This is a genomic window from Bacillus sp. FSL R10-2201 (assembly GCF_038008665.1).
In the GTDB taxonomy this organism is placed as follows: Bacteria; Bacillota; Bacilli; order Bacillales; family Bacillaceae_G; genus Bacillus_A; species Bacillus_A mycoides.
This window is the reverse complement of the sequence record NZ_JBBOZP010000001.1, coordinates 5,013,015-5,038,110: the sequence shown is the minus strand read 5'-3', so window position 1 is coordinate 5,038,110 and position 25,096 is coordinate 5,013,015. Positions and strand designations below refer to the sequence as shown.

At 38.2% G+C, this 25,096-nt stretch carries 25 protein-coding genes; 24 read left to right on the top strand and 1 reads right to left on the bottom strand.

Going from position 1 to position 25,096, the window contains the following annotated elements:
* The first annotated feature begins 10 nt into the window (after positions 1 to 10).
* Complete coding sequence (locus NSQ69_RS26190; RefSeq protein ID WP_002016276.1) at positions 11 to 664, top strand: DUF975 family protein; 654 nt, start codon at positions 11 to 13, stop codon at positions 662 to 664.
* 17 nt (positions 665 to 681) lie between these two features.
* On the opposite strand, the gene NSQ69_RS26185 is transcribed toward NSQ69_RS26190, so the two are convergent.
* Complete coding sequence (locus tag NSQ69_RS26185; protein ID WP_341099833.1) at positions 682 to 3,411, bottom strand: putative bifunctional diguanylate cyclase/phosphodiesterase; 2,730 nt, start codon at positions 3,409 to 3,411, stop codon at positions 682 to 684.
* A 306-nt stretch (positions 3,412 to 3,717) separates the two neighbouring features.
* Here NSQ69_RS26185 and nuoA point away from each other — a divergent pair, with 306 nt between their 5' ends.
* The 23 genes from nuoA (at position 3,718) to NSQ69_RS26070 (ending at position 25,023) form a co-directional block, all read left to right on the top strand.
* Positions 3,718 to 4,086, top strand: a complete 369-nt coding sequence (nuoA, locus tag NSQ69_RS26180) for an NADH-quinone oxidoreductase subunit NuoA (RefSeq protein WP_000179270.1) — start codon at positions 3,718 to 3,720, stop codon at positions 4,084 to 4,086.
* Positions 4,077 to 4,595 (top strand): NADH-quinone oxidoreductase subunit NuoB, encoded by a 519-nt coding sequence (gene nuoB, locus NSQ69_RS26175; RefSeq protein ID WP_002089729.1) that lies wholly within the window; start codon positions 4,077 to 4,079, stop codon positions 4,593 to 4,595. The genes nuoA and nuoB overlap by 10 nt, the downstream gene beginning before the upstream one ends.
* On the top strand, positions 4,592 to 6,157 hold the full coding sequence (locus NSQ69_RS26170; protein ID WP_340897904.1) for an NADH-quinone oxidoreductase subunit C: 1,566 nt from the start codon (positions 4,592 to 4,594) through the stop codon (positions 6,155 to 6,157). Before nuoB ends, NSQ69_RS26170 begins: the two co-directional genes overlap by 4 nt.
* A 3-nt stretch (positions 6,158 to 6,160) precedes the next feature.
* Positions 6,161 to 7,261, top strand: a complete 1,101-nt coding sequence (gene nuoD / locus NSQ69_RS26165; protein WP_262449959.1) for an NADH-quinone oxidoreductase subunit NuoD — start codon at positions 6,161 to 6,163, stop codon at positions 7,259 to 7,261.
* Positions 7,261 to 8,262 (top strand): NADH-quinone oxidoreductase subunit NuoH, encoded by a 1,002-nt coding sequence (nuoH, locus tag NSQ69_RS26160; RefSeq protein WP_002068471.1) that lies wholly within the window; start codon positions 7,261 to 7,263, stop codon positions 8,260 to 8,262. The genes nuoD and nuoH overlap by 1 nt, the downstream gene beginning before the upstream one ends.
* Before the next feature lie 25 nt (positions 8,263 to 8,287).
* Positions 8,288 to 8,707 carry an NADH-quinone oxidoreductase subunit NuoI gene (gene nuoI / locus NSQ69_RS26155; protein WP_002016193.1) on the top strand — a complete coding sequence of 140 codons (420 nt, stop codon included), beginning with the start codon at positions 8,288 to 8,290 and terminating at the stop codon, positions 8,705 to 8,707.
* On the top strand, positions 8,704 to 9,228 hold the full coding sequence (locus tag NSQ69_RS26150; protein WP_001012819.1) for an NADH-quinone oxidoreductase subunit J: 525 nt from the start codon (positions 8,704 to 8,706) through the stop codon (positions 9,226 to 9,228). The genes nuoI and NSQ69_RS26150 overlap by 4 nt, the downstream gene beginning before the upstream one ends.
* Positions 9,221 to 9,535, top strand: a complete 315-nt coding sequence (gene nuoK, locus NSQ69_RS26145) for an NADH-quinone oxidoreductase subunit NuoK (RefSeq protein ID WP_000100081.1) — start codon at positions 9,221 to 9,223, stop codon at positions 9,533 to 9,535. The genes NSQ69_RS26150 and nuoK overlap by 8 nt, the downstream gene beginning before the upstream one ends.
* A gap of 29 nt (positions 9,536 to 9,564) precedes the next feature.
* Complete coding sequence (gene nuoL / locus NSQ69_RS26140; protein WP_341059355.1) at positions 9,565 to 11,427, top strand: NADH-quinone oxidoreductase subunit L; 1,863 nt, start codon at positions 9,565 to 9,567, stop codon at positions 11,425 to 11,427.
* A complete protein-coding gene (locus NSQ69_RS26135; RefSeq protein ID WP_088293227.1) occupies positions 11,424 to 12,926 on the top strand; it encodes an NADH-quinone oxidoreductase subunit M in 1,503 nt (500 codons plus the stop codon). The genes nuoL and NSQ69_RS26135 overlap by 4 nt, the downstream gene beginning before the upstream one ends.
* A 7-nt stretch (positions 12,927 to 12,933) precedes the next feature.
* On the top strand, positions 12,934 to 14,448 hold the full coding sequence (gene nuoN, locus NSQ69_RS26130) for an NADH-quinone oxidoreductase subunit NuoN (protein WP_341099893.1): 1,515 nt from the start codon (positions 12,934 to 12,936) through the stop codon (positions 14,446 to 14,448).
* 208 nt (positions 14,449 to 14,656) lie between these two features.
* Positions 14,657 to 14,893, top strand: coding sequence for a DUF1146 family protein (locus NSQ69_RS26125; protein ID WP_002016201.1), 237 nt, complete (start codon positions 14,657 to 14,659; stop codon positions 14,891 to 14,893).
* A gap of 51 nt (positions 14,894 to 14,944) precedes the next feature.
* Positions 14,945 to 15,649, top strand: coding sequence for a YwmB family TATA-box binding protein (locus tag NSQ69_RS26120; RefSeq protein ID WP_002139032.1), 705 nt, complete (start codon positions 14,945 to 14,947; stop codon positions 15,647 to 15,649).
* A 39-nt stretch (positions 15,650 to 15,688) separates the two neighbouring features.
* The gene (gene murA, locus NSQ69_RS26115) at positions 15,689 to 16,993 is read left to right on the top strand and encodes a UDP-N-acetylglucosamine 1-carboxyvinyltransferase (protein WP_002068497.1); all 1,305 of its coding nucleotides are present in this window, start codon (positions 15,689 to 15,691) and stop codon (positions 16,991 to 16,993) included.
* A 253-nt stretch (positions 16,994 to 17,246) separates the two neighbouring features.
* Positions 17,247 to 18,266, top strand: a complete 1,020-nt coding sequence (gene spoIID, locus NSQ69_RS26110; protein WP_341099830.1) for a stage II sporulation protein D — start codon at positions 17,247 to 17,249, stop codon at positions 18,264 to 18,266.
* Between the two features lie 102 nt (positions 18,267 to 18,368).
* Positions 18,369 to 19,376, top strand: a complete 1,008-nt coding sequence (locus tag NSQ69_RS26105; protein WP_341099829.1) for a LytTR family transcriptional regulator DNA-binding domain-containing protein — start codon at positions 18,369 to 18,371, stop codon at positions 19,374 to 19,376.
* A gap of 179 nt (positions 19,377 to 19,555) precedes the next feature.
* The gene (locus tag NSQ69_RS26100) at positions 19,556 to 20,398 is read left to right on the top strand and encodes an ABC transporter ATP-binding protein (protein WP_002167336.1); all 843 of its coding nucleotides are present in this window, start codon (positions 19,556 to 19,558) and stop codon (positions 20,396 to 20,398) included.
* Entirely contained in the window at positions 20,398 to 21,102 is a 705-nt protein-coding gene (locus tag NSQ69_RS26095) for an ABC transporter permease (protein WP_033731102.1), read from the top strand. Before NSQ69_RS26100 ends, NSQ69_RS26095 begins: the two co-directional genes overlap by 1 nt.
* A 162-nt stretch (positions 21,103 to 21,264) precedes the next feature.
* Positions 21,265 to 22,260: a peptidoglycan DD-metalloendopeptidase family protein gene (locus tag NSQ69_RS26090; protein ID WP_341099828.1), complete on the top strand. Its 996-nt coding sequence runs from the start codon at positions 21,265 to 21,267 to the stop codon at positions 22,258 to 22,260.
* Between the two features lie 141 nt (positions 22,261 to 22,401).
* The gene (locus NSQ69_RS26085; RefSeq protein WP_002016211.1) at positions 22,402 to 22,536 is read left to right on the top strand and encodes a hypothetical protein; all 135 of its coding nucleotides are present in this window, start codon (positions 22,402 to 22,404) and stop codon (positions 22,534 to 22,536) included.
* A 179-nt stretch (positions 22,537 to 22,715) separates the two neighbouring features.
* A complete protein-coding gene (locus NSQ69_RS26080; protein WP_341099827.1) occupies positions 22,716 to 23,114 on the top strand; it encodes a triple tyrosine motif-containing protein in 399 nt (132 codons plus the stop codon).
* A 473-nt stretch (positions 23,115 to 23,587) separates the two neighbouring features.
* A complete protein-coding gene (gene spoIIID / locus NSQ69_RS26075) occupies positions 23,588 to 23,860 on the top strand; it encodes a sporulation transcriptional regulator SpoIIID (RefSeq protein ID WP_002089714.1) in 273 nt (90 codons plus the stop codon).
* Between the two features lie 161 nt (positions 23,861 to 24,021).
* Positions 24,022 to 25,023 carry a rod shape-determining protein gene (locus NSQ69_RS26070; RefSeq protein ID WP_341099892.1) on the top strand — a complete coding sequence of 334 codons (1,002 nt, stop codon included), beginning with the start codon at positions 24,022 to 24,024 and terminating at the stop codon, positions 25,021 to 25,023.
* The last annotated feature ends 73 nt before the right edge of the window (positions 25,024 to 25,096 follow it).

Genomic DNA, 25,096 nt, shown 5'->3' with positions numbered 1-25,096 from the left:
GAGGCTAATTATGATTAGTGATTTAAAAGGAGAAGCACTAGATTCACTAGAAGGAAAATGGGGCTTAGCTGTTGGGGCAACATTACTTATTTCGATTCTTATTTCAGCTTTTAGTTTTAGTGTTGATTTCATTTTCTCTCAGGTTTGGGATTGGAAAGAAGTAGATAACTCACTTTCAGTAGATGTTATTACAATATTGATGGTAGGTCCATTAACGCTAGGTGGTTATTGTTTAGCACTATATATAATTCGTGAAAAAGAAGCGCGTATTGGGCATATATTCAGATGGTTTACGGAAGGAAGTAAGTTTATAAAGTCATTTTTATTATATATAGTAGTAAACATTTATATTTTCTTATGGTGCTTACTATTTATTATTCCGGGCATTATTAAATCATTTTCTTATGCGATGACGTATTTTATTATAAATGATCATCCTGAGTATTCAATAAATCAAGCTATTACAGAAAGTCGTCGTATGATGGCTGGACATAAGATGGAGTATTTCATTTTATGTTTAAGTTTTATTGGTTGGTTTATATTAAGTTGTATTACATTAGGGATTGGATTTTTATGGCTGATTCCATATTTTTATACAACGACAGCAGCTTTTTACGAAGAGATTGCAGAAGAATATTACGAAAAAAGAATTCCGACACTTTAAAAAACACCCAGTGTGAACTATTGGTTCATACTGGGTGTTTTTTGTAGGAATTTTATAAACTGTTTACTTGTTAGAGGTTTACTGAAATAGTAACCTTGCATGTATTTACAGTTGTTTTTTTGCAGAAACTTAAGCTGTTTTTCTGTTTCAATTCCTTCAGCAACGACAGAGAGATTTAAAGTATTTGCAAGGGAAAGGATAGTGGAAACGATGGCTCTTTCTTCAGGCCGATGATCGGCTAGTTGTGTAAATTCTTTTGGTACTTTTAATGTATCGATAGGGAAAATTGATAAATAAGCAAGAGAAGAGTAGCCGGTACCGAAGTCATCAATGGACGTTTGAATACCATATTCTTTTAATTGCTTTAGTCTCGATAATGTTTCTTTTTCATCAATCATCGCAATTCGTTCTGTTAGTTCAAGTGTTACATCTTTCGGGTCAATTTTAACGTCCTTTAGTATTTGTGAAATATTTTCGATTAATTGATTTTGTTGAAATTCTTTCGCTGATAAATTGACACTCATTTTTAAGTTTGTGTATCCAAAACTTTGCCATATTTTTAGTTGACGACAAGACTCTCGTAGCACCCAATGCCCAAGTGGGATGACCTGCGGAGTCTCTTCCACAATTGGAATGAACTCACATGGTGAAATGTCACCTAATAGTGGATGTTTCCAACGGATTAAAGCTTCGGCACCGATGATTTTATTCGTTGTAATGTCAACTTGTGGTTGATAGACGAGAAAGAATTCTTTATTTACTAAAGCAAGTGGTAAATCTTTTTCAATTCGAGCTTTTCGCTCCATTTTTTTATATAACTCTTTCGTATAAAGTGAGCTACCATTCTTTCCTTTATTTTTGGTTTCGTACATGGCCATATCAGCATGTTGTAAAATAGATAACGGATCTTCGCCTGCTTCTGGGTATATTGCAATCCCGATACTTGGCGAGATTTGTAAATGTTGATTTTCAATTTCGAATGGCTCATTCATAGATAGTACAATCATATCAGCTATTTTTTGTACATCTCTATCTTCTTTATAATCTTCTATAAGAATTGTGAATTCATCCCCAGCTAACCGAGCAAGTTTCATATTTGACGTCGATATTCGTTCTAGTCTTTTTGCTACAGCAATTAAAAGAAGATCTCCTACCCGGTGACCGAGAGTATCGTTAATAACTTTAAAACGGTCTAAATCGAGAAACATAACAGCAAAAGGTCTTTTTGATATTTTTGCTCGTGCAATTGCCTTTTCTAAGTGTTGATGAAATGAACGGCGATTCGCAAGTTCCGTTAAAGTATCGTGATATGCTAGGAAATTAATTTGCTCTTGTTGCTGCTTGCTTTCTGTAATATCTTTAATCATTAAATAGGCCCCAGAAATATGTTCCTTTAAAAAGATGGGAACAGCTGTAACATGTAAGTAGTAAATATCTCTATTTTTATGATATGCCCGTATTTCTAAAGAAATAGATTTCCCTTTTTTCACGTGATGAAAGGCATTAATGATTTCTTCCAAATCTTGTTCATACATAAGTGAATAGTATGGTTGGTTTAATAATTCATTCGTTTGATAACCGAGTAAAGTAGTTCCAGCGTTGTTCACATTGAGAAAATTACCGTACAAATCTAATGTGAAAATTGGATCTGGATGATGCTCATATAAAGATTTAAACATTTGTTGGTTATGATATAACTCATTTTTTTGTTCTACTAAATCTTCTGTACGTAGTTCGATTTGTTTCTCGAGTTCTAAACTGAATTGCATTTGTGCTAGCAATAATATTTTATTTTGTCTTCGAACTAACGTATGGCGTATGAGAACGAAGGCGAAAGTTACCATAAGTCCAATTACTACGATAGGTGCAAAAACATTTTCGACCAATATAAAAACAATAAGCATCACGACAGAAATATACGGTAATGATAATCGGATTGATTCACCAAATTGAGGCGTTAGTAATATTTGTTCTTGTTTTTCGGGCTCTTTTGTGTGAAGTATACAAGCGATTGCTACCAATAATAAGGTTACTTGATATAATGGAGCAACTGTGAACATAGAGTGCTCAGGCTGGAAGTATTTTATATAAGCATAAATAGAATCCGTAGTAGCATACAAAATTAAAGCACTGCCAAGAAGAGCACCAACTTGCTTTGGTAGTAAGGATAATGGTCTGAATAAAAGGTTGATTCCTATTAAAAGAAAGAGTAGATCAGCCATTGGATACGTGAGTTGAACAAACATGTCGATATATGATGTTGTAAAAATATGAATGGTTCTTTCAATAAGTAAATAGTAGCTTAAAGTAAATTGAGCAGTAACAATAATACAAATATCACATATCGTAAAAAGCTGTTCCAATAAATCTCGGCCATAAATAATTTCATATAGAAAGGCAAATGCAAAGCTAATTAAAAATAATAAGTAAAAAAAGTCTGATGGATCAACGAATGTATAGTAGTCATGCAGAATTAAGCGTTGATAAGCAACTACTATATCGCCGATGAAATAAGAGAAGGATCCGATAGTTAATGTTATCCAAAACGAACGAGATAACCCTTGTTTTATATTTGAAAAATAAAATATATAACTGCAAATTGTAATATCAATTAATATGGTACTTATTCCAGTTAATATTTGAAATGGGAGTGCGTACTCATATAAAACGGACATTGATACGTAATGAATAGCTATATACAATAATGAAATGCTTATAAGAATACTTACATGTGTTTGTTTTTTCATTTATATCACCCACTGTATATACATAAGAACCACCTTTTTGTAGTTTATGTTTTTTATGATTGCTTGAAAACATATAGAATTTCTATATTTATTTTACACATTTATAATGAGTTGTAAAAATAGATTTGCTCAGCAAGTATTAATTGTTGTTTCTGTTCCCAATATATCGACATAGGAATTTGAAGTTTGCTATAATGAATTAAATAGTTGCATTATTTAGAAAAATTTAAAAATAATAAATAATGCAAGTAAGACATATTGTTTACTATGTGAACTTGTTCTTAATTCAGGGGGGAGGGTTTCACAATGGCAAGTGTATATGAAAATAGTTATATGATCGTTTTGATTTTCTTGCTATTAGGTATATTGCTGCCGGTAGTGGCTCTTACATTAGGGAAAATGCTGCGTCCAAACAAACCGAGTGCAGCGAAAGCGACGACGTATGAGAGTGGAATTGAGCCTTTTCATGATGCAAATATTCGGTTTCATGCTCGTTATTACATTTTCGCTTTATTGTTCGTCATCTTTGATGTAGAAACTTTATTTTTATACCCATGGGCTGTTGCATATGACAAGCTTGGTTTATTTGCACTGATTGAAATGCTCATTTTTGTTGTGATGTTGCTAGTTGGATTAGCGTATGCTTGGAAAAAGAAGGTGTTACAATGGTTATAAATTTTGAGGAATTACACCCACAGGAGCGAGCGGAATTAGAAAGGAATATCTTTTTTTCTACATTGGAACAGTTGAAGGGATGGGCGCGGAGCAACTCTTTATGGCCGATGACATTTGGACTGGCATGCTGTGCGATTGAAATGATGGGAGTAGGCTCATCACATTACGATTTAGATCGATTTGGGTCATTTTTTCGGACTTCACCAAGACAATCGGACGTCATGATTGTGTCAGGAACGGTAACGAAGAAAATGGCACCTATTGTTCGGCGCCTATATGATCAAATGCCTGAACCGAAGTGGGTAATTGCGATGGGATCTTGTGCAACGGCCGGTGGTCCGTATGTGAATTCGTATGCTGTTGTGAAAGGTGTAGATCAAATTGTACCAGTTGATGTGTATATTCCTGGATGCCCTCCAAATCCTGCTGCTTTAATTTATGGAATTAATAAATTAAAAGAAAAAATTCGTTACGAGGCGAGGACCGGGAAGCAGGTGACGAATAAATGAGTGATCCAAATAAAGACTTAGAAAGTATGAAAAGAGAAGCAGCCCGTCATGCGAAAGAGGAAGCGCGAAAACGTCTTGCTGCGAAACATGGGGCGGAAATGTCTAAACTTGAAGGAGAACATCGAGAAAAAGAGAAAGCGCTACCAAAAGATAAGGAGATTAATGTAGAAGAAGCGAAGGTGGAGGCCGCAGCAGCTGCAAAAGCAAAAGCAGCGGTATTAGCGAAGCAAAAGCGAGAAGGATCAGAGGAAGTAACGGACGAAGAAAAAGCCAAAGCAAAGGCGAAAGCCGCAGCAGCTGCAAAAGCAAAAGCAGCGGTATTAGCGAAGCAAAAGCGAGAAGGATCAGAAGAAGTAACGGATGAAGAAAAAGCCAAAGCGAAGGCGAAAGCCGCAGCAGCTGCAAAAGCAAAAGCAGCGGCATTAGCGAAGCAAAAGCGAGAAGGATCAGAAGAAGTAACGGATGAAGAAAAAGCCAAAGCGAAGGCGAAAGCCGCAGCAGCTGCAAAAGCAAAAGCAGCGGCATTAGCGAAGCAAAAGCGAGAAGGATCAGAAGAAGTAACGGACGAAGAAAAAGCCAAAGCGAAGGCAATGGCCGCAGCAGCCGCAAAAGCAAAAGCAGCGGTATTAGCGAAACAAAAGCGAGAAGGATCAGAAGAAGTAACGGACGAGGAAAAAGTTAAAGCAAAGGCGAAAGCCGCAGCAGCCGCAAAAGCAAAAGCAGCGGTATTAGCGAAGCAAAAGCGAGAAGGATCAGAAGAAGTAACGGACGAAGAAAAAGCCAAAGCGAAGGCGAAAGCCGCAGCAGCTGCAAAAGCAAAAGCAGCGGTATTAGCGAAGCAAAAGCGAGAAGGATCAGAAGAAGTAACGGACGAAGAAAAAGCTAAAGCGAAGGCAAAGGCTGTAGCAGCTGCAAAAGCAAAAGCAGCAGCGTTAGTGAAGCAGAAAGCCTCACAAGGTGAGGGGGATTCTGGAGATGAGAAAGCAAAGGCAATTGCAGCCGCGAAAGCGAAAGCCGCTGCTGCGGCAAGGGCAAAGGGATCTGTAAATAAGATAGAAGACGAACTGCAGCAGGAAGAACCATCAGTTAACCAACCATATTTAAATCGCTATGTGGAGATTGTTAAGGAGAGGATAGGAGAATATGCATTAGTAGATTCCTATATTAATAAGCTTTCAAAAGATGTTCCAACGCTTGTGGCGGAGCCTTCGAAATATTATGAAGTGATGGAATTAATGCGATTCCATGAGGGGCTTGCTTTTGATTATATGTCAGAGCTACATGCGACAGATTTTGTGACACATATGGAAGTATACGTTCATTTATTTTCATATGGAAAGAAACAGTCAGTAGCAGTGAAGGTAAAGCTCGATAGGGAAGCGCCGCAAGTAAAATCGGTGACGCCGCTTTGGAAAGGGGCAGATTGGCCGGAGCGTGAAACGTATGATTTGCTCGGTATTGTATTTGAAGGTCATCCTAATTTATCCCGCATTTTAATGCCGGATGATTGGGTGGGGTATCCGCTTAGGAAGGATTATGAACCGTATGATGTGGAGGTGTAGCTTGTGATCCGTACGGAAGAGATGCTCTTAAATGTAGGGCCGCAGCATCCGAGTACACATGGTGTGTTTCGGCTTGTGATTAAGATTGACGGAGAAATTATTAAAGAGGCTACACCGGTTATCGGATATTTGCATCGCGGAACAGAAAAGATAGCTGAGAGCTTGCAATATACACAAATTATCCCGTATACAGATCGAATGGACTATTTATCAGCAATGACGAATAATTACGTCCTTTGCCACGCTGTAGAGACGATGATGGATCTTGAGATTCCAGAGCGTGCTGAATATTTACGGGTGCTTGCGATGGAGCTTGGGAGAGTTGCGAGCCATCTCGTCTGGTGGGGAACGAACCTGCTTGATATAGGAGCGGTTAGTCCATTTTTATATGCCTTTCGTGAACGAGAGATGATTATAAATTTATTAAGTGAATTGTGCGGTGCAAGGCTTACTTTCAACTATATGAGAGTCGGCGGCGTGAAGTGGGATGCGCCAGACGGCTGGATTGAAAAGGTGAAAGAGTTTGTTCCGTATATGAGAGAGCAATTGGCAGGTTACCACGACCTCGTTAGCGGAAATGAAATTTTCTTAAATCGTGTGAAAGGCGTTGGCGTATATAGCGCGGAAGAGGCGATCTCGTATTCTTTAAGCGGCGCAAATTTGCGGTGCACGGGAGTCCGCTTTGATCTTCGCAAAGATGAGCCGTATTCTATTTATGATCGTTTTGACTTTGATGTTCCTGTTGGGATCTCGGGAGATGCTTGGGATCGCTACGTTTGCCGGATGGAGGAAATTGAGGAGTCATTGAAAATTATTGAGCAAGCAGCCGAGCAGTTCCCGAAAGACGGCGCTGTGCTGGCGAAAGTGCCGAAAATTATTAAAGCACCTAAGGGAGAAGCGTTCGTCCGTATAGAGTCACCGCGGGGAGAGATTGGCTGTTATATTGCTAGTGATGGAAAGAAAGAGCCGTACCGCTTGAAATTTCGTAGACCGTCTTTTTATAATTTGCAAATCTTACCGAAGTTATTGAAAGGTGAAAACATCGCCAATTTAATTACGATTTTAGGTGGGGTTGATATTGTACTTGGGGAGGTTGACGGCTAATGATTGAGACGCTCTTACAATCACCTTCAAGCTGGACGAATTTCTTCATTTTTTTCGGATTAGCGGTGCTTCTATTATTTGCAGTCCTTGGCTTCGTTACATACGGTATTTTGGCAGAACGGAAAGTGATGGGATTTATGCAAGGGCGGATTGGACCAAACCAAGTTGGGGGCCGGTTCGGTTTACTCCAAACGGTAGCTGATGTTTTGAAACTATTATTAAAAGAAGATAGCATTCCGAAAGCTGCTGATAAACCGTTGTTTATATTAGCACCTGTTATTGCATTCGCACCAGCATTTATGGTGCTCGCGGTTATCCCGTTTACTGATAAATTTCAGTTCGCGGATATTGGTGTAGGATTACTGTATTACATTGCTGTTTCTGGGATTACGACGATCGGAGTTGTAACTGGGGGATGGGCATCAAATAATAAATATTCCCTTTTAGGAGGGATGCGTGCGGCAGCGCAAATGATTTCTTATGAGATTCCACTTGTGATGAGTGTAATTGGCGTCGTTTTGTTAGCTGGTAGTCTTAACTTGAATGAAATTGTAGCGGCGCAGGAAAAGGTATGGTACATTTTCGCACAGCCAATCGGTTTCGTCATTTTCTTAATCGCGGCAGTTGCAGAGTTAAATAGGACACCGTTTGATTTACCCGAAGCGGAGTCAGAACTTGTTTCAGGATACCATACGGAATACTCAGGTTTTCGATGGGCGTTTTTCATGCTTTCAGAGTATGTGTATTTCTTCGGGATGTCATCTTTAATTACAGTACTCTTTTTAGGAGGCTGGAATCCAGTTATGTTCCTTGGGTTTATTCCAGGAGCCGTATGGTTTGCTTTGAAATTCAGCAGTGTGGTCTTTCTATTGATTTGGTTCCGCGTTACGTTCCCGCGCATAAGAGGTGACCAGTTAATGGAGTTTGGTTGGAAAGTATTATTACCAATCGCACTTGCAAATATTTTCTTAACGGCATTGATTAAGGAGCTATTCTTCTAATCTATAAAGGGGGTGCCAGTAAGAGATGAAAGGACTATTTAAAGGGTTAAAATATACGCTTAGTAATTTGAGTAAGAAAAAGGTGACGTATGATTATCCAAATCAACCGTTGCCATTACCAGACCGATTTCGAGGTATTCAAAAGTTTTATCCAGAGAAATGTATTGTTTGTAATCAGTGTTCCAACATTTGTCCGACAGATTGCATTCAATTAACAGGAAAAAAACATCCTGATCCTACGAAAAAAGGGAAAATTATCGACACGTATGATATTAATTTTGAAATTTGTATTCTTTGCGATTTATGTACAGAAGTTTGCCCGACAGAGGCGATTGTAATGACAAATAACTTTGAACTTGCAGAGTATTCACGTGATGATTTATTTAAAAATTTGCAGTGGCTTGACGAGAACGACGAGAACATCAGGAAGGAGAATAAAGCATGAACGGCGAGTTTGTAGCTTTCTTTATATTATCCTTGTCTGCGATTATCGGCGGCGTTCTTATGCTGAATTTAACGAAAGTAATGCATATGATGCTGGCCCTTGTGCTTACGTTCCTTAGCATTGCGGGTTTGTACTTTCTCTTATCAGCCGAATTTATCGGAGTGGCACAAATTTTACTTTACTCTGGTGCAATCACTATTATTATGATTTTTGGCATTATGTTAACGAAACATAACGCGGAAAATGAATCGCGCCTTACTCTTCGAAAATGGATTATCTTCTTTGCGGTTGTAGCATTTGGAGCAGTTATGTATTTCGCTGTTAATAGTATCGATTTTTCAAATCAAAGCACACAAGGAAGTTTACCTCTCCATGAAAATAACACACTTCAAATCGGTACACTTCTCTATTCAAAATATATTATTCCATTCGAATTAACCTCAGTTATTTTACTTGTAGCACTTGTAGGAGCGATTATCCTTGCGAAGAAGGATGAGGGAGAGGAGGATTCCCATGAGTAGCGTTCCGGCTTCTGCGTATTTAACACTTGCGATTATTTTGTTTTGCATCGGCTTATTTGGAGCTTTAACAAAGCGAAATACAGTAATTGTACTAGTTTGTATCGAATTGATGTTAAACGCCGCCAATTTAAATCTAGTAGCGTTTAGTAAATTAGGCTTGTTTCCGAATTTAACAGGACAAATTTTTTCGCTGTTTACGATGTCTGTAGCGGCAGCGGAGGCAGCGGTAGGTCTTGCAATTTTGATTGCTTTGTACCGTAATCGCCCGACAGTTCATGTAGATGAGATGGATACGCTCAAAGGATAGCATTGTGACCGAAAAGGGGGAAGGAAACAATGATCGATTATGCATGGCTCATACCGCTTTTCCCGCTTGTTTCGTTTTTGTTACTTATTGTGTTCGGGAAGAAAATTAGAGAGGGAAGTAGTGTACTAGGTATTTTCTTTACCTTTCTCTCCTTTATATCCGCGGTAGTGGTACTAATAGAACGATTTTCATCCGAGGCAGTGAAGCATAAGTGGGTATGGCTTAGGGTAGGAGATATAGATATATCATTTGGTTTTGAAGTTACCGCATTAGGGGCTTTAATGTTGTTTATCGTTACACTTGTGAGTTTTCTTGTACATGTGTACTCAAAAGGTTATATGAAAGGTGACACCAGATTACCAACCTTTTATGCATATTTAGGGCTCTTTACCTTTGCGATGCTTGGGCTAGTTATATCGACGAATTTATTACAGCTTTATATATTTTGGGAGTTAGTCGGCCTTGGTTCGTTTTTACTTATCGGTTTTTATTTCTTTAAAGAAGAAGCGAAGGCTGCTGCGAAAAAGGCTTTTATTATGACACGCATTGGGGATGTTGGGCTATTTATTGGGATGATATTAATTTTTTGGCACGCAGGTAGTTTTGAATATGACGCGATTTTTAAAGCGATTCATACGGGCGACCTCTCTCCTTCTATGATTACAATAACGGCGATATTAATTTTTATCGGTGCGATGGGGAAATCGGGTCAGTTCCCGCTTCATACATGGTTGCCAGATGCAATGGAAGGACCGACGCCTGTTTCGGCGCTTATTCACGCGGCAACGATGGTTGCAGCCGGCGTATATTTAGTAGCGACGATGTTCCCGCTATTTTCAGCAAGTGCGGTAGCGATGCAAACTGTGGCAATCGTTGGGGCTTTCACCGCAATCTTTGCGGCCTCTATCGGTCTAGTGCAAACTGATATTAAGAGGGTTCTTGCTTACTCTACAGTTAGTCAGCTCGGGTATATGATGCTTGCGCTAGGCTCGGCTGGTTATGTAGCTGGTATCTTTCACTTAACGACACACGCCTTTTTTAAAGCATTATTGTTCCTGGCAGCAGGAAGTGTAATTCATGCAGTCCATACGCAAAACATTAATAAAATGGGCGGTTTACAGAAAAAGATGAAAGTAACCGGTGCACTATTTTTAATAGGCACACTTGCAATTAGTGGTGTTCCCCTTCTTTCTGGATTTTTTAGTAAAGATGAAATTTTAGCGGCGGCTTGGATGAATGGCAATTACTTTCTATTCGTTTTAGCAGTAATTGCGGCATTTCTAACAGCATTTTATATGTTCCGTCTATATTTTCTTGTCTTTACGGGGGAAACGAAGACGAAGGAAGAGGTGCATGAATCGCCTCGCACCATGACGTATCCGATGATTGTCCTTGGTGTCCTTGCGGTAGTGGCAGGTTATATAAATACACCGTGGTTCGGAATGTTTCTTGGGGATTGGCTTACGAAAGATATAGGATTCCAGGTGAAGGAAGTGCATGGACCTGTTTGGATTATGGTTGTTGCGACGCTCGTTTCATTTGCGGGAATTGCCCTCGCATATTTCATATATGGCAAGAAATCTATCTCTAGAGATTGGGCCGGCGGAGAAGGGACGTCTTTTTATAACCTTTTGAAAGAAAAATATTATGTGGATGAACTATACAATGCGGCAGTACTTCCTATTACGAAAGGAATCGCTCATGTGCTTCGCTTATTTGAAGTATACGTTGTAGAAGGAATCGCAGTTTTAATTGCTGGACTCGTTAAAGGTATGAGTGGACTAGGATCGCGGCTTCAAAACGGGAATGTACAAGTGTATGGAACTGTAACAGCAGTTTCGCTCGCAGTGCTCCTAATTATTTTGTTATATACGGGAGGGGATTTACGGTGAATGGATTGCTATTAACGTTCTTCATTTTTTCCCCGCTTTTAGGAATTCTCTTGCTTTTATTAACGCCGAAACGAGAATCGCGTACAGTGCAGGCGCTTGGTTTATTCGGAACGGCGCTTCCATTTGGAATTGCTATCGTCCTTGCTTGTACATACGCTTCAGGAAAGAGCTTATCGATATTTGATGAAAAGGTGAAATGGATTCAATTTGGGGATTTCACAGCAGTGGACAAAAGGTGGTTTTCAATTTATTACGAGCTCGGCATTGATGGTTTATCGCTTGTAATGATGGTGCTCACAGCCCTTCTAGCGATGCTTGCAGCTATTGCGGCATTTTCTATTAAAAGAAATTTGAAAGCATTCTACATGCTGTTACTCATGCTAGAAATAGGTATGCTCGGTGTCTTCGCTGCTCAAAATTTAATGTTGTTCTTCATGTTCTTTGAGATTACGTTGCCACCAATGTTTTTATTAATTGGCAAGTGGGGGAAATTGTCGAGTGAAAAGGCTGCATATAGTTATTTAATATATAACGGTATTGGATCAGCTATTTTACTTATCGTTTTCTCGGTTTTATTTGCGAAAACAGGTACAACAAATATTGCGGAGCTTAAAGAAATATTAACGAGTGTAGGTGCTGGGGGAGGAATGGCCGTCTCAAGTAGCGTACAGTTCGGCTTGTTTCTTGCCATAATGATTGCTTTTGCGATTAAACTCCCTGTTTTCCCTTTGCATCGCTGGATGGTCAATGTACACATAGAAGCGCATCCTGCTGTAGTTATGCTTCACGCGGGGGTTTTGCTGAAGATTGGCGCGTACGGTATTGTTCGCTTCGGGAAAGGATTATTCCCAGAATATTTTCGTGATTTTGCAACGCTAATTGCGGTTTTAGGGGTAATTAATTTATTGTATGGGGCCTTTCTAGCACTCATCCAAACGGACTTTAGAAAGGTACTTGCTTACTCTAGTATTTCGCATATGGGCATTGTATTAATGGGGCTGGCGGCGTTAAATGCACCAGGTATACAAGGGGCATTGTTCCAAGTTGTGTCTCACGGTTTAATTGCGGCCTTACTCTTCTTCTTGCTTGGCATTATTGAAGAGCGTTTCGGGACTTCGGATATTACAGCACTTGGTGGACTTGCCAAAAGTGTTCCGGTGCTTAGCGGTTTCTTCCTAGCGGGCGGTATGGCATCGCTTGGAATGCCAGGGATGTCCGGATTTATTAGCGAATTCCTTGCCTTTCTCGGTTTATTCCAAGGGAAACCTGTTATCGCCGCCGTCGGTGTAATTGGAATTATTTTAACCGCTGTATACGTATTAAGAGCGACACTTCAAGTGATATTTGGTAAGAAAGAATGGGAAGCGAAATTTGATATACACGGATGGGAGTACGTTCCTGTTATAGTGCTTATCGTTTGTATTATTGCAATTGGGGTAATGCCAGAACTACTAGGGGATCCACTTCAAACTACATTGAAAACATTGGGGGTGAAGTAGGATGGATATGAACACGTTACTTAGCTTATCATGGCATCTCATGGTACCAGAATTCATTATTCTAGGGGCTGCCATCCTTCTTTCCATATGTGATTTATTTTTTAAGCTGAACCATAGGTACGTAGCGATTAGTGCAATTGCCGCTGCCCTGTTAGCAATCGTGTCATTAATTTCGCTATACAGCGAACCGGCAGGAGATATTTTAAATGGATCGTTTGTACTAGATGGATTTTCAAAAGGATTTAAAACGTTGTTATTAGGCGGAGCAGCTCTCATTTTATGTATGGCAATAAGCGATGACAAGAAGGAGCCTATTCAAGATAAAGGAGAATACTATTATTTGTTTTTAATGGCGCTTCTTGGAGCGATGTTCATGGCGTCTAGCGTTGATTTCATCACATTGTTCGTTGGTTTAGAGTTGCTTTCGCTTTCTTCCTATATTTTAGTAGGAATCCGAAAAAGAAACCGCGCATCGAATGAGGCTGCAATGAAATATGTCATTAACGGAGGAATTGGAACAGCAATTACACTCTTTGGAATGAGTTATTTATACGGTATTACAGGGTCGACCAACATAGTGGAAATGCAAAAGGTATTTACGCAAGGATTGGCTGGGGGCATTCAGTTATTGTTAGCTCTCGCATTTCTACTTTTGCTCGTTGGACTCTCATTCAAAATTGCAACAGTGCCATTTCATATGTGGGCACCAGATGTGTATGAGGGAGCCGCTACACCTGTCACTGCTTTTCTCGGAACGATTTCTAAAATTGCTGGTTTTCTACTCATTACGCGTTTGTTTCTTATGGTGTTTGCAGGTGTGGCAATCCAAGGAGACGCACAATCTTTGTACGGGCGTATGAGTATATACATTGCGGTACTAGCTAGTATTACGATGATTGTTGGGAACGTAGTAGCATTAAAGCAATACAACGTAAAACGTCTATTTGCCTATTCAGGTATCGCGCATGCTGGGTATTTGCTAGTCCCTCTTGTAGCGCTATCACAGTTTACGATGGATAGTATGTGGTTTTATATGCTTGCATATATGCTTATGAATATAGGAGCATTTGCAATCATCCACGGATTAATCTTACAAAATGATAAGGAAAACATGACGATTTTTACAGGGTTATATAAGCGAGCCCCCTTTACAGCTATAGTGATGACGGTCTTTATTTTATCGTTAGCTGGAATACCGGGGACAGCAGGTTTCATCGGGAAAATTAACATTTTTTTAGGGGCACTTCATGTTGAACCTGCTCATTACGTATTAGCTTCTATTATGATGGGGACGACGGTTATTTCATTCATATATTATTTCCAAATATTACAGCAAATGTTTTTCCGCAAGGGAGAGACAGAAGAAAAGCTCCGATTACCGTTAAATATAAAGATTGTCATGAGTCTTTGCGCAATTTCAATTGTAATACTAGGGATTATGCCGATGATTGGTTACAATTTCTTTTATGAACATTTTCCATTAATGAAGGATTTCTTCTTCTTGGGGAACGTGGTACAATAGTGGAAATAAAAGGTGTAGAGTCCGTACTCTACGCTTTTTATTTTGGAGTAACAGCAAATGAAAACGTCTATAGGCATATGTTTTCCGAGAGAAAATCACGATGTAAGATGCTTATTTTCGTTTGAAAAAGTGTGGCTCCTACTTATTTATGGTATCGTTTTTTACATTTTGCGTAAGTAGTAGCCAAGCAAAAAAAGGGGTCGATTTTTTGGCACATCTTTTAGGGCAACAAGCACTGATTGCCATTGTTTCGCATTTATTGTTTATTACCATTACGTGGTGGGCCTTACAAGGTATTCACATTGAGCGCTTAATGAAGTCTGGAAAAGTGATGCAGACGAGGGTATTACTTATCCTAATTACAATTGCAATTGGGACATCTGTAAGTAACTTTTTCCTTGATTATTTAGGCTATTCAAAGAGTTTAACGTATTTAGTAAAGTAAGTGTATAGAACCTCATATCTCCGTTAACAATGGGGATAGGAGGGGATGAAATTGAAGTTTAAAGCCATTCTTATTGTTATCGTAAGTGTTGTTTTATTTTTGGTTGGATATAAAGAGATGAAACCTATAAGCGATGAACAGAAAATGGAGAGCATGATTGCAGCTTTAGAGAAGAACGATGCAAAAGTAGAGCGGTGGTCATGGTTAGCACGAGAAACGAAAACAATTTCTAATATACATACGTTTCAAAAATTGTTAAACGATGTGAAAGAAGAGGCAAACATCGAAAGTTGGGAATTAGAACAATCTCCAGATGGATATAAAGCTACATCCTATAAAAAATCTTCTTCACATGAAGAACGAATAGTAGTAACTTGGAGTAAGGAAAATACTAAAGAAAACACTTTTATTATTTTTGAAGTGAGCGGGGCGAAATGGGACCCGAAGTACGTTCAGAACATGGATAAAATTTTTAGTGAAAAACCTATAATTTACACTTGTGTTCAAGGTGTACTGAATGATAAGATTGAAGGTGTTTTGCAAAATAAAACCAATCAGGTTTTGAAAGATCTTTCAGCAAGAGCGATCGAACAGATAGAAGAAAGAGCATTTGTATCAGTCTCCGCATATAATAAAAAGTGGAATGACGCTCTTTCAACAAATAGAGAGAAAATAAATGTGCAAATAGCAATACGTTCTACAAACAACAAAGATACAATTGTGGTTGGCACACCGATCATAACTTCTGAGTATTGAGTGAATAGATACTGAAAAAAGGACACGGAGGGGAATAATTTGGAAAAGATCATCGTCCGTGGCGGAAAGCGGTTAAGCGGCACAGTGCGTGTTGAGGGCGCAAAAAATGCTGTATTACCTATAATCGCTGCAGCCCTATTAGCGAGTGACGGAAAGAATGTACTATCTGAAGTACCAGTATTATCTGATGTATACACAATTAACGAGGTATTACGTCATTTAAATGCTGAAGTCGTATTTGAAAATAACCAAGTAACAATCGATTCTTCTAAAGAATTAAACATTGAAGCACCATTTGAGTATGTACGTAAGATGCGTGCATCTGTTCAAGTAATGGGACCATTATTAGCACGTAACGGTCGTGCTCGTATTGCACTTCCTGGTGGATGTGCAATTGGTTCACGTCCAATTGACCAACATTTAAAAGGCTTCGAAGCAATGGGAGCGAAAGTAAAAGTTGGTAACGGATTTGTTGAGGCACACGTAGAGGGCGAACTAAAAGGAGCTAAAATTTATTTAGACTTCCCAAGCGTAGGCGCGACAGAAAACATTATGTCTGCAGCTACATTAGCAAAAGGGACAACAGTCCTTGAAAACGCAGCGAAAGAGCCAGAAATCGTTGACTTAGCTAACTTCTTAAATGCAATGGGAGCGAAAGTACGCGGAGCTGGAACTGGAACGATTCGTATTGAAGGCGTTGAAAAATTATATGGTGCAAACCACCCTATTATTCCTGACCGTATTGAAGCAGGAACATTCATGGTTGCAGCGGCAATTACAGGTGGAGACATCTTAATTGAAAATGCTGTGCCTGAACATTTACGCTCAATTACAGCGAAAATGGAAGAAATGGGTGTTAAAATTATTGAGGAAAATGAAGGTGTACGTGTTATCGGCCCAGATAAGTTAAAAGCGGTTGATATTAAAACTATGCCTCATCCAGGTTTCCCAACAGACATGCAATCACAAATGATGGCATTATTACTACATGCTGATGGAACAAGTATGATTACAGAAACGGTATTCGAAAACCGCTTTATGCACGTTGAAGAATTCCGTCGTATGAATGCTGATATTAAAATCGAAGGTCGTTCTGTAATTATGAACGGTCCAAGTAGCTTGCAAGGAGCTGAAGTTGGCGCAACTGATTTACGTGCTGCAGCAGCATTAATCTTAGCTGGTTTAGTATCAGAAGGTTATACTCGTGTAACAGAGTTAAAACATCTTGACCGCGGTTATGTAGACTTCCATAAGAAATTAGCTGCATTAGGTGCAACTATTGAACGTGTAAACGAAAAAGTAGAAGAAGTGAAAGAACAAGAAGTTTCTGATCTTCACGCTTAATTGAAGTAGTCTCTATGTCTTTTGACATAGGGGCTATTTTTTTTGGGTTATTACTGTTATAGTCAATAAATTCCATACTTATGCACGTCTCAGTGAAAATATTTAGAAAATTTTTGTTTTATTCCACTATTTGCGGTCAGTAAAACCCCACTGATTATAGTTTCACTTTATACCGATACCCCCAAGTATGTTCTAAAAGATCCCGTATTTCCATAAGAATGAAAGGAATCCAACTTTATATTGGGGGAATAGGATGAAATTTTCAAAGCCACTTTTCATTACAGTAGCGCTCTTAATAGCGCTCGTTATCATTGTACCTGCTGCTCTTGTTATTCCGTTTGCGAAAGCAAAAGTAGGGGAAGAAGCAGCTTCTAAAACTCCTCCAGCGATAGAAAGTATACCAGCTCCAGGGAAAGTGGATACAGCGGTTCAAGTTGCTGTATATCGTGATCAGCAGAAGAAGGTAGAGACATTACCTATGGAGGAGTATGTGGCCGGTGTAGTAGCTTCTGAGATGAATGCCAGCTTTGAAATAGAGGCGCTAAAGGCGCAGGCATTAGCAGCAAGAACATTTGTAGTGCAGCGCATGCTAAGCGGAGGTAAGAAAAACAATGCGGACGTGACAGATACGGTGAAAGATCAAGTGTACAAAAGCAAAGAGGAATTGAAGAAACAATGGGGTAATAACTACGAAAATAATTTAAAGAAAATTGAGGAAGCCGTTTCGAAAACCGCAGGACAAGTTTTAACGTATGATGGAAAACCAATTTCAGCATCCTTCTTCTCAACGAGTAACGGACGAACAGAAAATGCAGCTGATTATTGGGGGAATGATTATCCGTACTTAAAGAGTGTAGATAGTCCGTGGGATCAAGCCTCTCCAAAATTTACGAGTGAGCAAAAATTCACAGTAGCGGATTTTCAAAAACGTCTCGGTGTGAAAGTACTAGCAAACGGAAAGGTTGGTAATATTAAAGACCTGACGGAAGGAAAGCGAGTAAAGGATGTAGAGTTCCAAGGGAAAATATTAACAGGAAAACAAGTTCGTGAAAAGTTAGATTTACGCTCCTCAGACTTTACGTGGAAACAAGAAGGGGATAACATCACCGTTACAACGAAAGGATTCGGTCACGGCGTCGGTATGAGCCAGTACGGTGCGAATGGTATGGCAGCGGAAGGTAAGAAATATACAGAGATAGTCGCTCATTACTATAAAGGCATTGAAATAAAGACGATGAATGATTATGAAGGAAAATTGATGGTGAAGAAGTAGGTGTCAGGGGTTTCCTGATACCTATTTCTTTTTTGTTTAAAATATCATAATCTTCCATTAATCATTTGGTATAATTAGGGAAAAACATTTGGGGGAGACAGAATGGCGCTACTGGAGTTGAAACAGGTAGGGAAGACGAACCAGTTACCGGCAATTGAACTGGAGGTTGAAAAAGGACAATGTGTTGTTTTGCAATGCAATAATCATACAGCTAAAGTGTTGCACCGCATCATTATCGGTGAAGAAGAAGCTTCAACTGGCAATGTACTATTTGAAGGCACAGCGATTGGAAAGAAGAATTATTCCCGCATCGGCTTTTGTTTTTTGAAAGATGAAGCATACGATCGTTTGAAAGTTAGGGAGTACTTCAAGTTTATATTAGGGCTTTATGAATCTAACATGAGTATGGAAGAAGTAGTACAATATGTCGGTCTCCTAGATAAGTTGAACGTTAAAATAGAAAAACTATCATTTTCAGAGAAACGCCGTCTTCATCTTGGGCGAGTTATGATTCATAATCCGGATTTAGTTATTTTAGAAGAGCCAGAGCAAAATGTCGATACAGAGAGTACGATCATTATTCGAAAAGCGATTATGAAAATGAAAGAGCAAGGAAAGGCAATCTTTATTACGTCCTCCTTTTTATCAGATGCCCTTTCGCTGACAGAAGATGTGTACATATTAAACAACGATGGTGTGAAAAAGATAGAAATAGAGCAAGAGGAAGTTGAAGAAGTCGATGAAGAAAAAGTAGTTCAAATGATTCCGCAAATGAAACTGGAAAGAATACCAGCGAAAGTGAATGATAAAATCATTTTACTGGATCCGATGGAGATCCATTTCATTGAAACGCAAAGTGGAGTGACACATATTCATGTGCGTGAAGGGGATTTCGTATGTGCATTAACATTAAGTGAATTAGAAACGAGATTAACAGGATTCGGGTTCTTCAGATGTCATCGCTCGTACCTCGTTAATTTACAAAGAGTACGAGAAGTCATTACGTGGACACGTAATAGTTTTAGTTTAATTTTGGATGACGAAAGAAAAAGTTCAATCCCGCTTTCAAAAGGACGAATGGATGAATTAAAAGGTGTAATTGGGCTATGAAAATGCTCCGATAAGCTTAAAATAGGATTCATTCACCGGTAAAAATACTCCTTTTACCGGTATTTTACTGCGCCTACCCTTTGTTTTTCATATGATTGAGTCAAGAAAAGCGAAACAAACAAACGAAAAGCGCTAAAGCGGCTTTCATCTATAAAAAGAAAAACAAAGGGGATGACGAAATGACATTGGCAATTGAAATGAAAGATGTAATGAAAAGTTTCGATGGAAAAACGGCCCTTCGAAATGTAAATATTGAGGTAAAGCAAGGAGAAATCTTTGGATTCCTCGGACCGAGTGGATCTGGAAAAACGACAACCGTAAAAATATTAACATCTCAATTGCTTCATAGCATTGGAACGGTACGAGTGTTGGGGAAAGACATTACAGGACCAAGCAGCATCGATTACAAACGAATCGGTATTTTAACAGACAATAGCGGCTTATACGAAAGACTTAGCATTTATGATAACTTACTATTATTTTGTGACTTATACGATTGTAAAAAAGAACGAATCGATGAAATACTAGCACAAGTGAACTTATTGGATGATAAAAAAACACAAGTAAAAAAATTGTCAAAAGGAATGAAGCAGCGTGTCACACTAGCGAGAGCGATCCTTCACAAACCAGATATCCTCTTCTTAGATGAACCAACATCTGCACTTGATCCAGTAAACGTACAAAACATTCATAAAATCTTAAAAGACTTAAATAAAGAAGGAACAACGATTTTCTTAACGACGCACAACATGGATGAAGCAGAAACGCTTTGTAACCGTATTGCCTTTCTATGCGGCGGAGAAATTGTAGCGCTTGATACACCAGAAAACTTGCGATTAAAATACGCGAAAGATCAAATACAAGTTGTGTTAAAAGATAAACAAAAAGAAACAGTGAAAAAAGACGAATTAGGTGCAAAACGTATTTCAGAATGGATGAACAAAGGAGAATTACTATCCATTCATTCACACGAACCAACTTTAGGTGATATCTTTATTGAAGTTACTGGGAGGGGATTATAATGACATTTTCAATGAGACGTGTATCAGCTATTTTTAGAAAAGAAGTACAAGATTTTAAGACGAATTCACAAGTGTTGTTAATGGCATTTTTACCAATTATATTTTCATTTTTATTTAGCAGATTTGGAGCGGGAAAGGAAATGTTAGGCACTACTACTATAACGGCCTTCCTATTTGTCGCAGGCTTTGTTCAATCTATGGTAATCGCAGAAGAAAAAGAAAAACATACACTACGTGTGTTAATGTTATCACCAGCATCATCTGTTGAAGTTCTTCTTGGAAAGAGTTTATTAACAGCGGGTCTGACGATGGTCATTTGTATTGCAAATTTATTCATTTTAGATCAGTTAAATATCAATCTTCCATTGGTAGGATTGATATTCCTATGTGGAACTATTTTATTTATCGTGCTTGGAACAATGATCGGATTACTTGCATCTTCTGTACCACAAACATCATTAATTGGAATGCCTATTTTAATGACGATGTATTTAGCTGTACAATTTGAGTCACTAGTTGAAAATAAAACAATTAAGACGATGATTGAATATCTTCCAACATCTCATATTGTAAAAGCAATTAACAGCTTAGTAGGTGGGGCAGGATTTAGTAGTATTGGTGGGCATGTATTAAATATTGCAGTTTGGCTTATCATTTCGCTTATTGTATGTTTAATCGTATATAAAAAGAAACAATTAGACTAAAAACTGAGCCAAAAGTGCTCAGTTTTTTCCTTTTTCTATCATTTCCTCGGAAATTTTGCAATTCCTATACATATTTTTACAGATTTTGTCGAAAAGTAATTAGTTATAGGTTGTATAGGATGAGTGAATATTGTTCAAAATGATTGCTGAGGTGATGATGGAATGCGAGGAAGAAATAGTAAAAAGTCGCAAAAAGTAGTACATTTATTTCAAAAAAGATGGGTGTTTCCGGCACTATACATTGCTTGTGCAGCGGTAATCTTAATGGTTGCGCTATGGTTCCAGGGAGCTAATCCAAAGAAAGCTCCGAACCAAGATCAAGCAACACCGTATACACAAACGGAAGATCCGGCAGTACCAGTAACAAAATCTTCAGAAGTAGTGAAAATACCAGCTGCAGTAAATGCAGAAGTAGTAGTACAGAAGAAATTCTATGAAGATGCAGCATCAGAGGCGGAACAAGAAAAAGCACTTGTCTTTTATAACAACACATATTCCCCGAATAAAGGAATTGACATTGCTGCGAAAAACGGAAAAGAATTTGATGTTACAGCTGCTTTAAGTGGTACAGTAACGAAAGCTGAAAAAGATTCACTTCTTGGTTATGTTGTAACAGTAGATAGTGGAAATGGTGTAGCAGCATCTTATCAAAGCTTAGGCAGTGTGAAAGTAGAAAAAGGTGCAAGAGTCGCGCAAGGTGAAGTGTTAGGAAAATCAGGTCTAAATGCAATGAATAAAGATGCAGGTTCTTACGTTCACTTTGAAGTACGTAAAGACAATGTGGCTGTGAACCCTGAGCGTTATTTAAATAAATCAGTAGCAGAAATTAAAGCTGATGCAGGTGCTGCAAAGGCGACAAATGCTTCTGGTAAAAAAGCTGATGACAAATCTCAAAAAGAAGAAAAGTCAACAAGCACGAAACCAGAAAGTAAAACAGAAGATAAGTCTCAAAAAGAAGAGAAATCGACAAGCGGTTCGACTAGTGATAAAGAGACGAACGGTAAACAAGATGAGAAATCTCAAAAAGAAGAGAAATCAACAAGCGGTTCGACTAGTGATAAAGAGACGAACGGCAAACAAGATGACAAATCTCAAAAAGAAGAAAAATCAACGAATGGTTCTACAGAATCATCTAACGGTTCTTCTTCACAAGAATAATAAAGTGAAAAAATCAGTTCTCATTAGGAGAGCTGATTTTTTTATTTTTATATAAAAATAATCAATTTCGAGAAAAAAGTTGCAATAACAAGGAAAAATGACGAGATTCTCGAATATATATTACAAAAGGGAGGGGATACTGTGTCATTTTTATCTGTTCTGTCGATTGCTATCATTTTATTGTTTGTTTTATTCGCTTTATATTATTATATTGCCGGTAAGAAAGAAGTCCCCCACCATCAGTTGTTAGAAGAAGAGTATGAGCGAGAAGAGTGACGCCTTTTATGAAGGCGTTGTTTTTTTGTTTGCTATTATACTAGATGCGTTTGTTGTGGTTGCTGTTTTATAAAAAAATTATTAAAAAATTAATGAAATTAGTTTTTTAATAATGTAAGTATCGAGTGTCTTTTGTTATAATTTGTTGTAAGTTGTAATGGATTTAAGGAGGAGTAAGAATGTTTAAAAAAGCAATTGTTCCATTATTTGCTACAGCACTGTTGATTTCTGGATGTGGAAATGAACCTGCTAAAGGAAATACGAAGGACAAAGTAGAGCAAAATAAAAAGGGCGAAAAGAATAAAGAAGCTAAGCCTTTAGTAATTAATGAAGTGAAGATTAATAAAGTGAATGAGAAGACATTAAAAGTTGATACAAAAGTAGAGGGAGAGGGTGTAGAGTACGCTTATTATATCCATAAGGGTGAAGAAGTTATCAAAAAGATTGGTTACCAATCAAACCCTTCTTTAACATATGATATAGAGGGATCTGGTACATATAGGGTCAAAGTGTATGTGAGGGATAAGAACGGAAAAATGAATTCAAGATTTACAGAAGAAATAAAGGTGGAAAAATAATTTTCATGTGTTTTTCGAATTAAGCTTAACAAATGTAGCGTAGTACACTTATCTAGGCTTAAGAATATATTAGAAAAGGATTGGCTTTTTAGTAAAAGTCAATCCTTTTTTATGTTTAGCTAAAAGTAATAAATGATGAATACTTGTTTGCTAGTTTGTATAATTATTTTGAAAGTTTATGAATGATAATAACTAAGATAGTCTAAGAAAAAAATCCTAAGTAGATGGTCTATATTTGGGTTTATTTATTTTCATCCTTAAAAATACTCAACTTGTAGCATATATCAGTAGTGCGGGCAATACAATGGTATAAACCAATGCAAAGAGAGTGTTTGAGGTGAGAAATCGTGAATCATTTCATTATAAATCCAAGAATGTTTAACGCTTACAAACAGCACTCACATTTACTTCATAGTCGTATGCAGCGAGTCTCATTTCACACTTCTCACATCCAATTTAGGGAGGCGAGTGGTGTGCACGATTACATCAAAGAGAGAACTATCAAGATTGGCAAGTATATCGTGGAGACAAGAAAGACAGTGCGTGTAATCGCAAAGGAGTTTGGGGTATCAAAGAGTACAGTCCATAAAGATTTAACAGAACGTTTGCCAGAAATTAATCCAGAGCTGGCAAATGAAGTGAAAGAAATTCTTGATTATCATAAGTCTATTCGTCATTTAAGAGGTGGAGAAGCAACAAAGCAAAAGTACCGAAAAGAAGATACAGAAAACCCTGTGCGCCAATAAATCTAAAATAGCAAACATTCCTTGTGAATTCGGTAATATTTTTCAGAAGAATTCTTTTTGCGAATATTACGTTTCTGTTAAATTTATGATAAAATCAGAAATTAGGTGTAAAAGAATTCGGGTGTAACCTGATTTTGAATATCGAGGAGGAAATGACGGGAATGTTTGCGCGAGATATCGGAATTGACCTAGGTACGGCTAACGTATTAATTCATGTTAAAGGTAAGGGTATTGTATTAAATGAGCCATCTGTTGTGGCAATTGATCGTAATAGTGGAAAAGTATTAGCAGTAGGTGAAGAAGCAAGAAGTATGGTGGGACGTACACCTGGTAATATTGTAGCAATTCGTCCACTTAAAGATGGTGTAATCGCAGATTTCGAAATTACAGAAGCAATGTTAAAGTATTTCATTAACAAATTGGACGTGAAGAGCTTCTTTTCAAAACCTCGTATTTTAATTTGCTGTCCAACAAATATCACATCTGTAGAACAAAAAGCAATTCGTGAGGCTGCTGAACGTTCAGGTGGTAAAACAGTATTTTTAGAAGAAGAACCAAAAGTAGCCGCAGTTGGTGCTGGTATGGAAATCTTCCAGCCAAGCGGAAACATGGTTGTTGATATTGGTGGAGGTACAACAGATATTGCCGTACTTTCTATGGGTGATATTGTTACCTCTTCCTCTATCAAAATGGCTGGCGATAAGTTTGATATGGAAATCTTAAACTACGTTAAACGTAAGTATAAGCTATTAATTGGAGAACGTACTTCAGAAAATATTAAAATTAAAGTTGGTACAGTATTCCCAGGTGCACGTAGTGAAGAGCTTGAAATTCGCGGACGTGACATGGTAACAGGTTTACCACGTACAATTACAGTATGCTCTGAAGAGATTACAGAAGCACTAAAAGAAGACGCAGCTATCATTGTACAAGCTGCAAAAGGCGTACTAGAGCGCACACCACCAGAACTATCTGCGGACATTATCGACCGCGGTGTTATTCTAACAGGCGGAGGAGCTTTATTACACGGTATCGACATGCTTCTAGCAGAAGAATTAAAGGTACCAGTATTAATCGCTGAAAACCCAATGCAATGTGTTGCTATTGGTACAGGTATTATGTTAGAGAATATTGATAAACTACCAAAACGTATGTTGAAATAAAATTCGATAATATCTATGCAAAACTTGAATATATATTTCAGTTTTGTATAGGTATTTTATTATGTTCTAATAT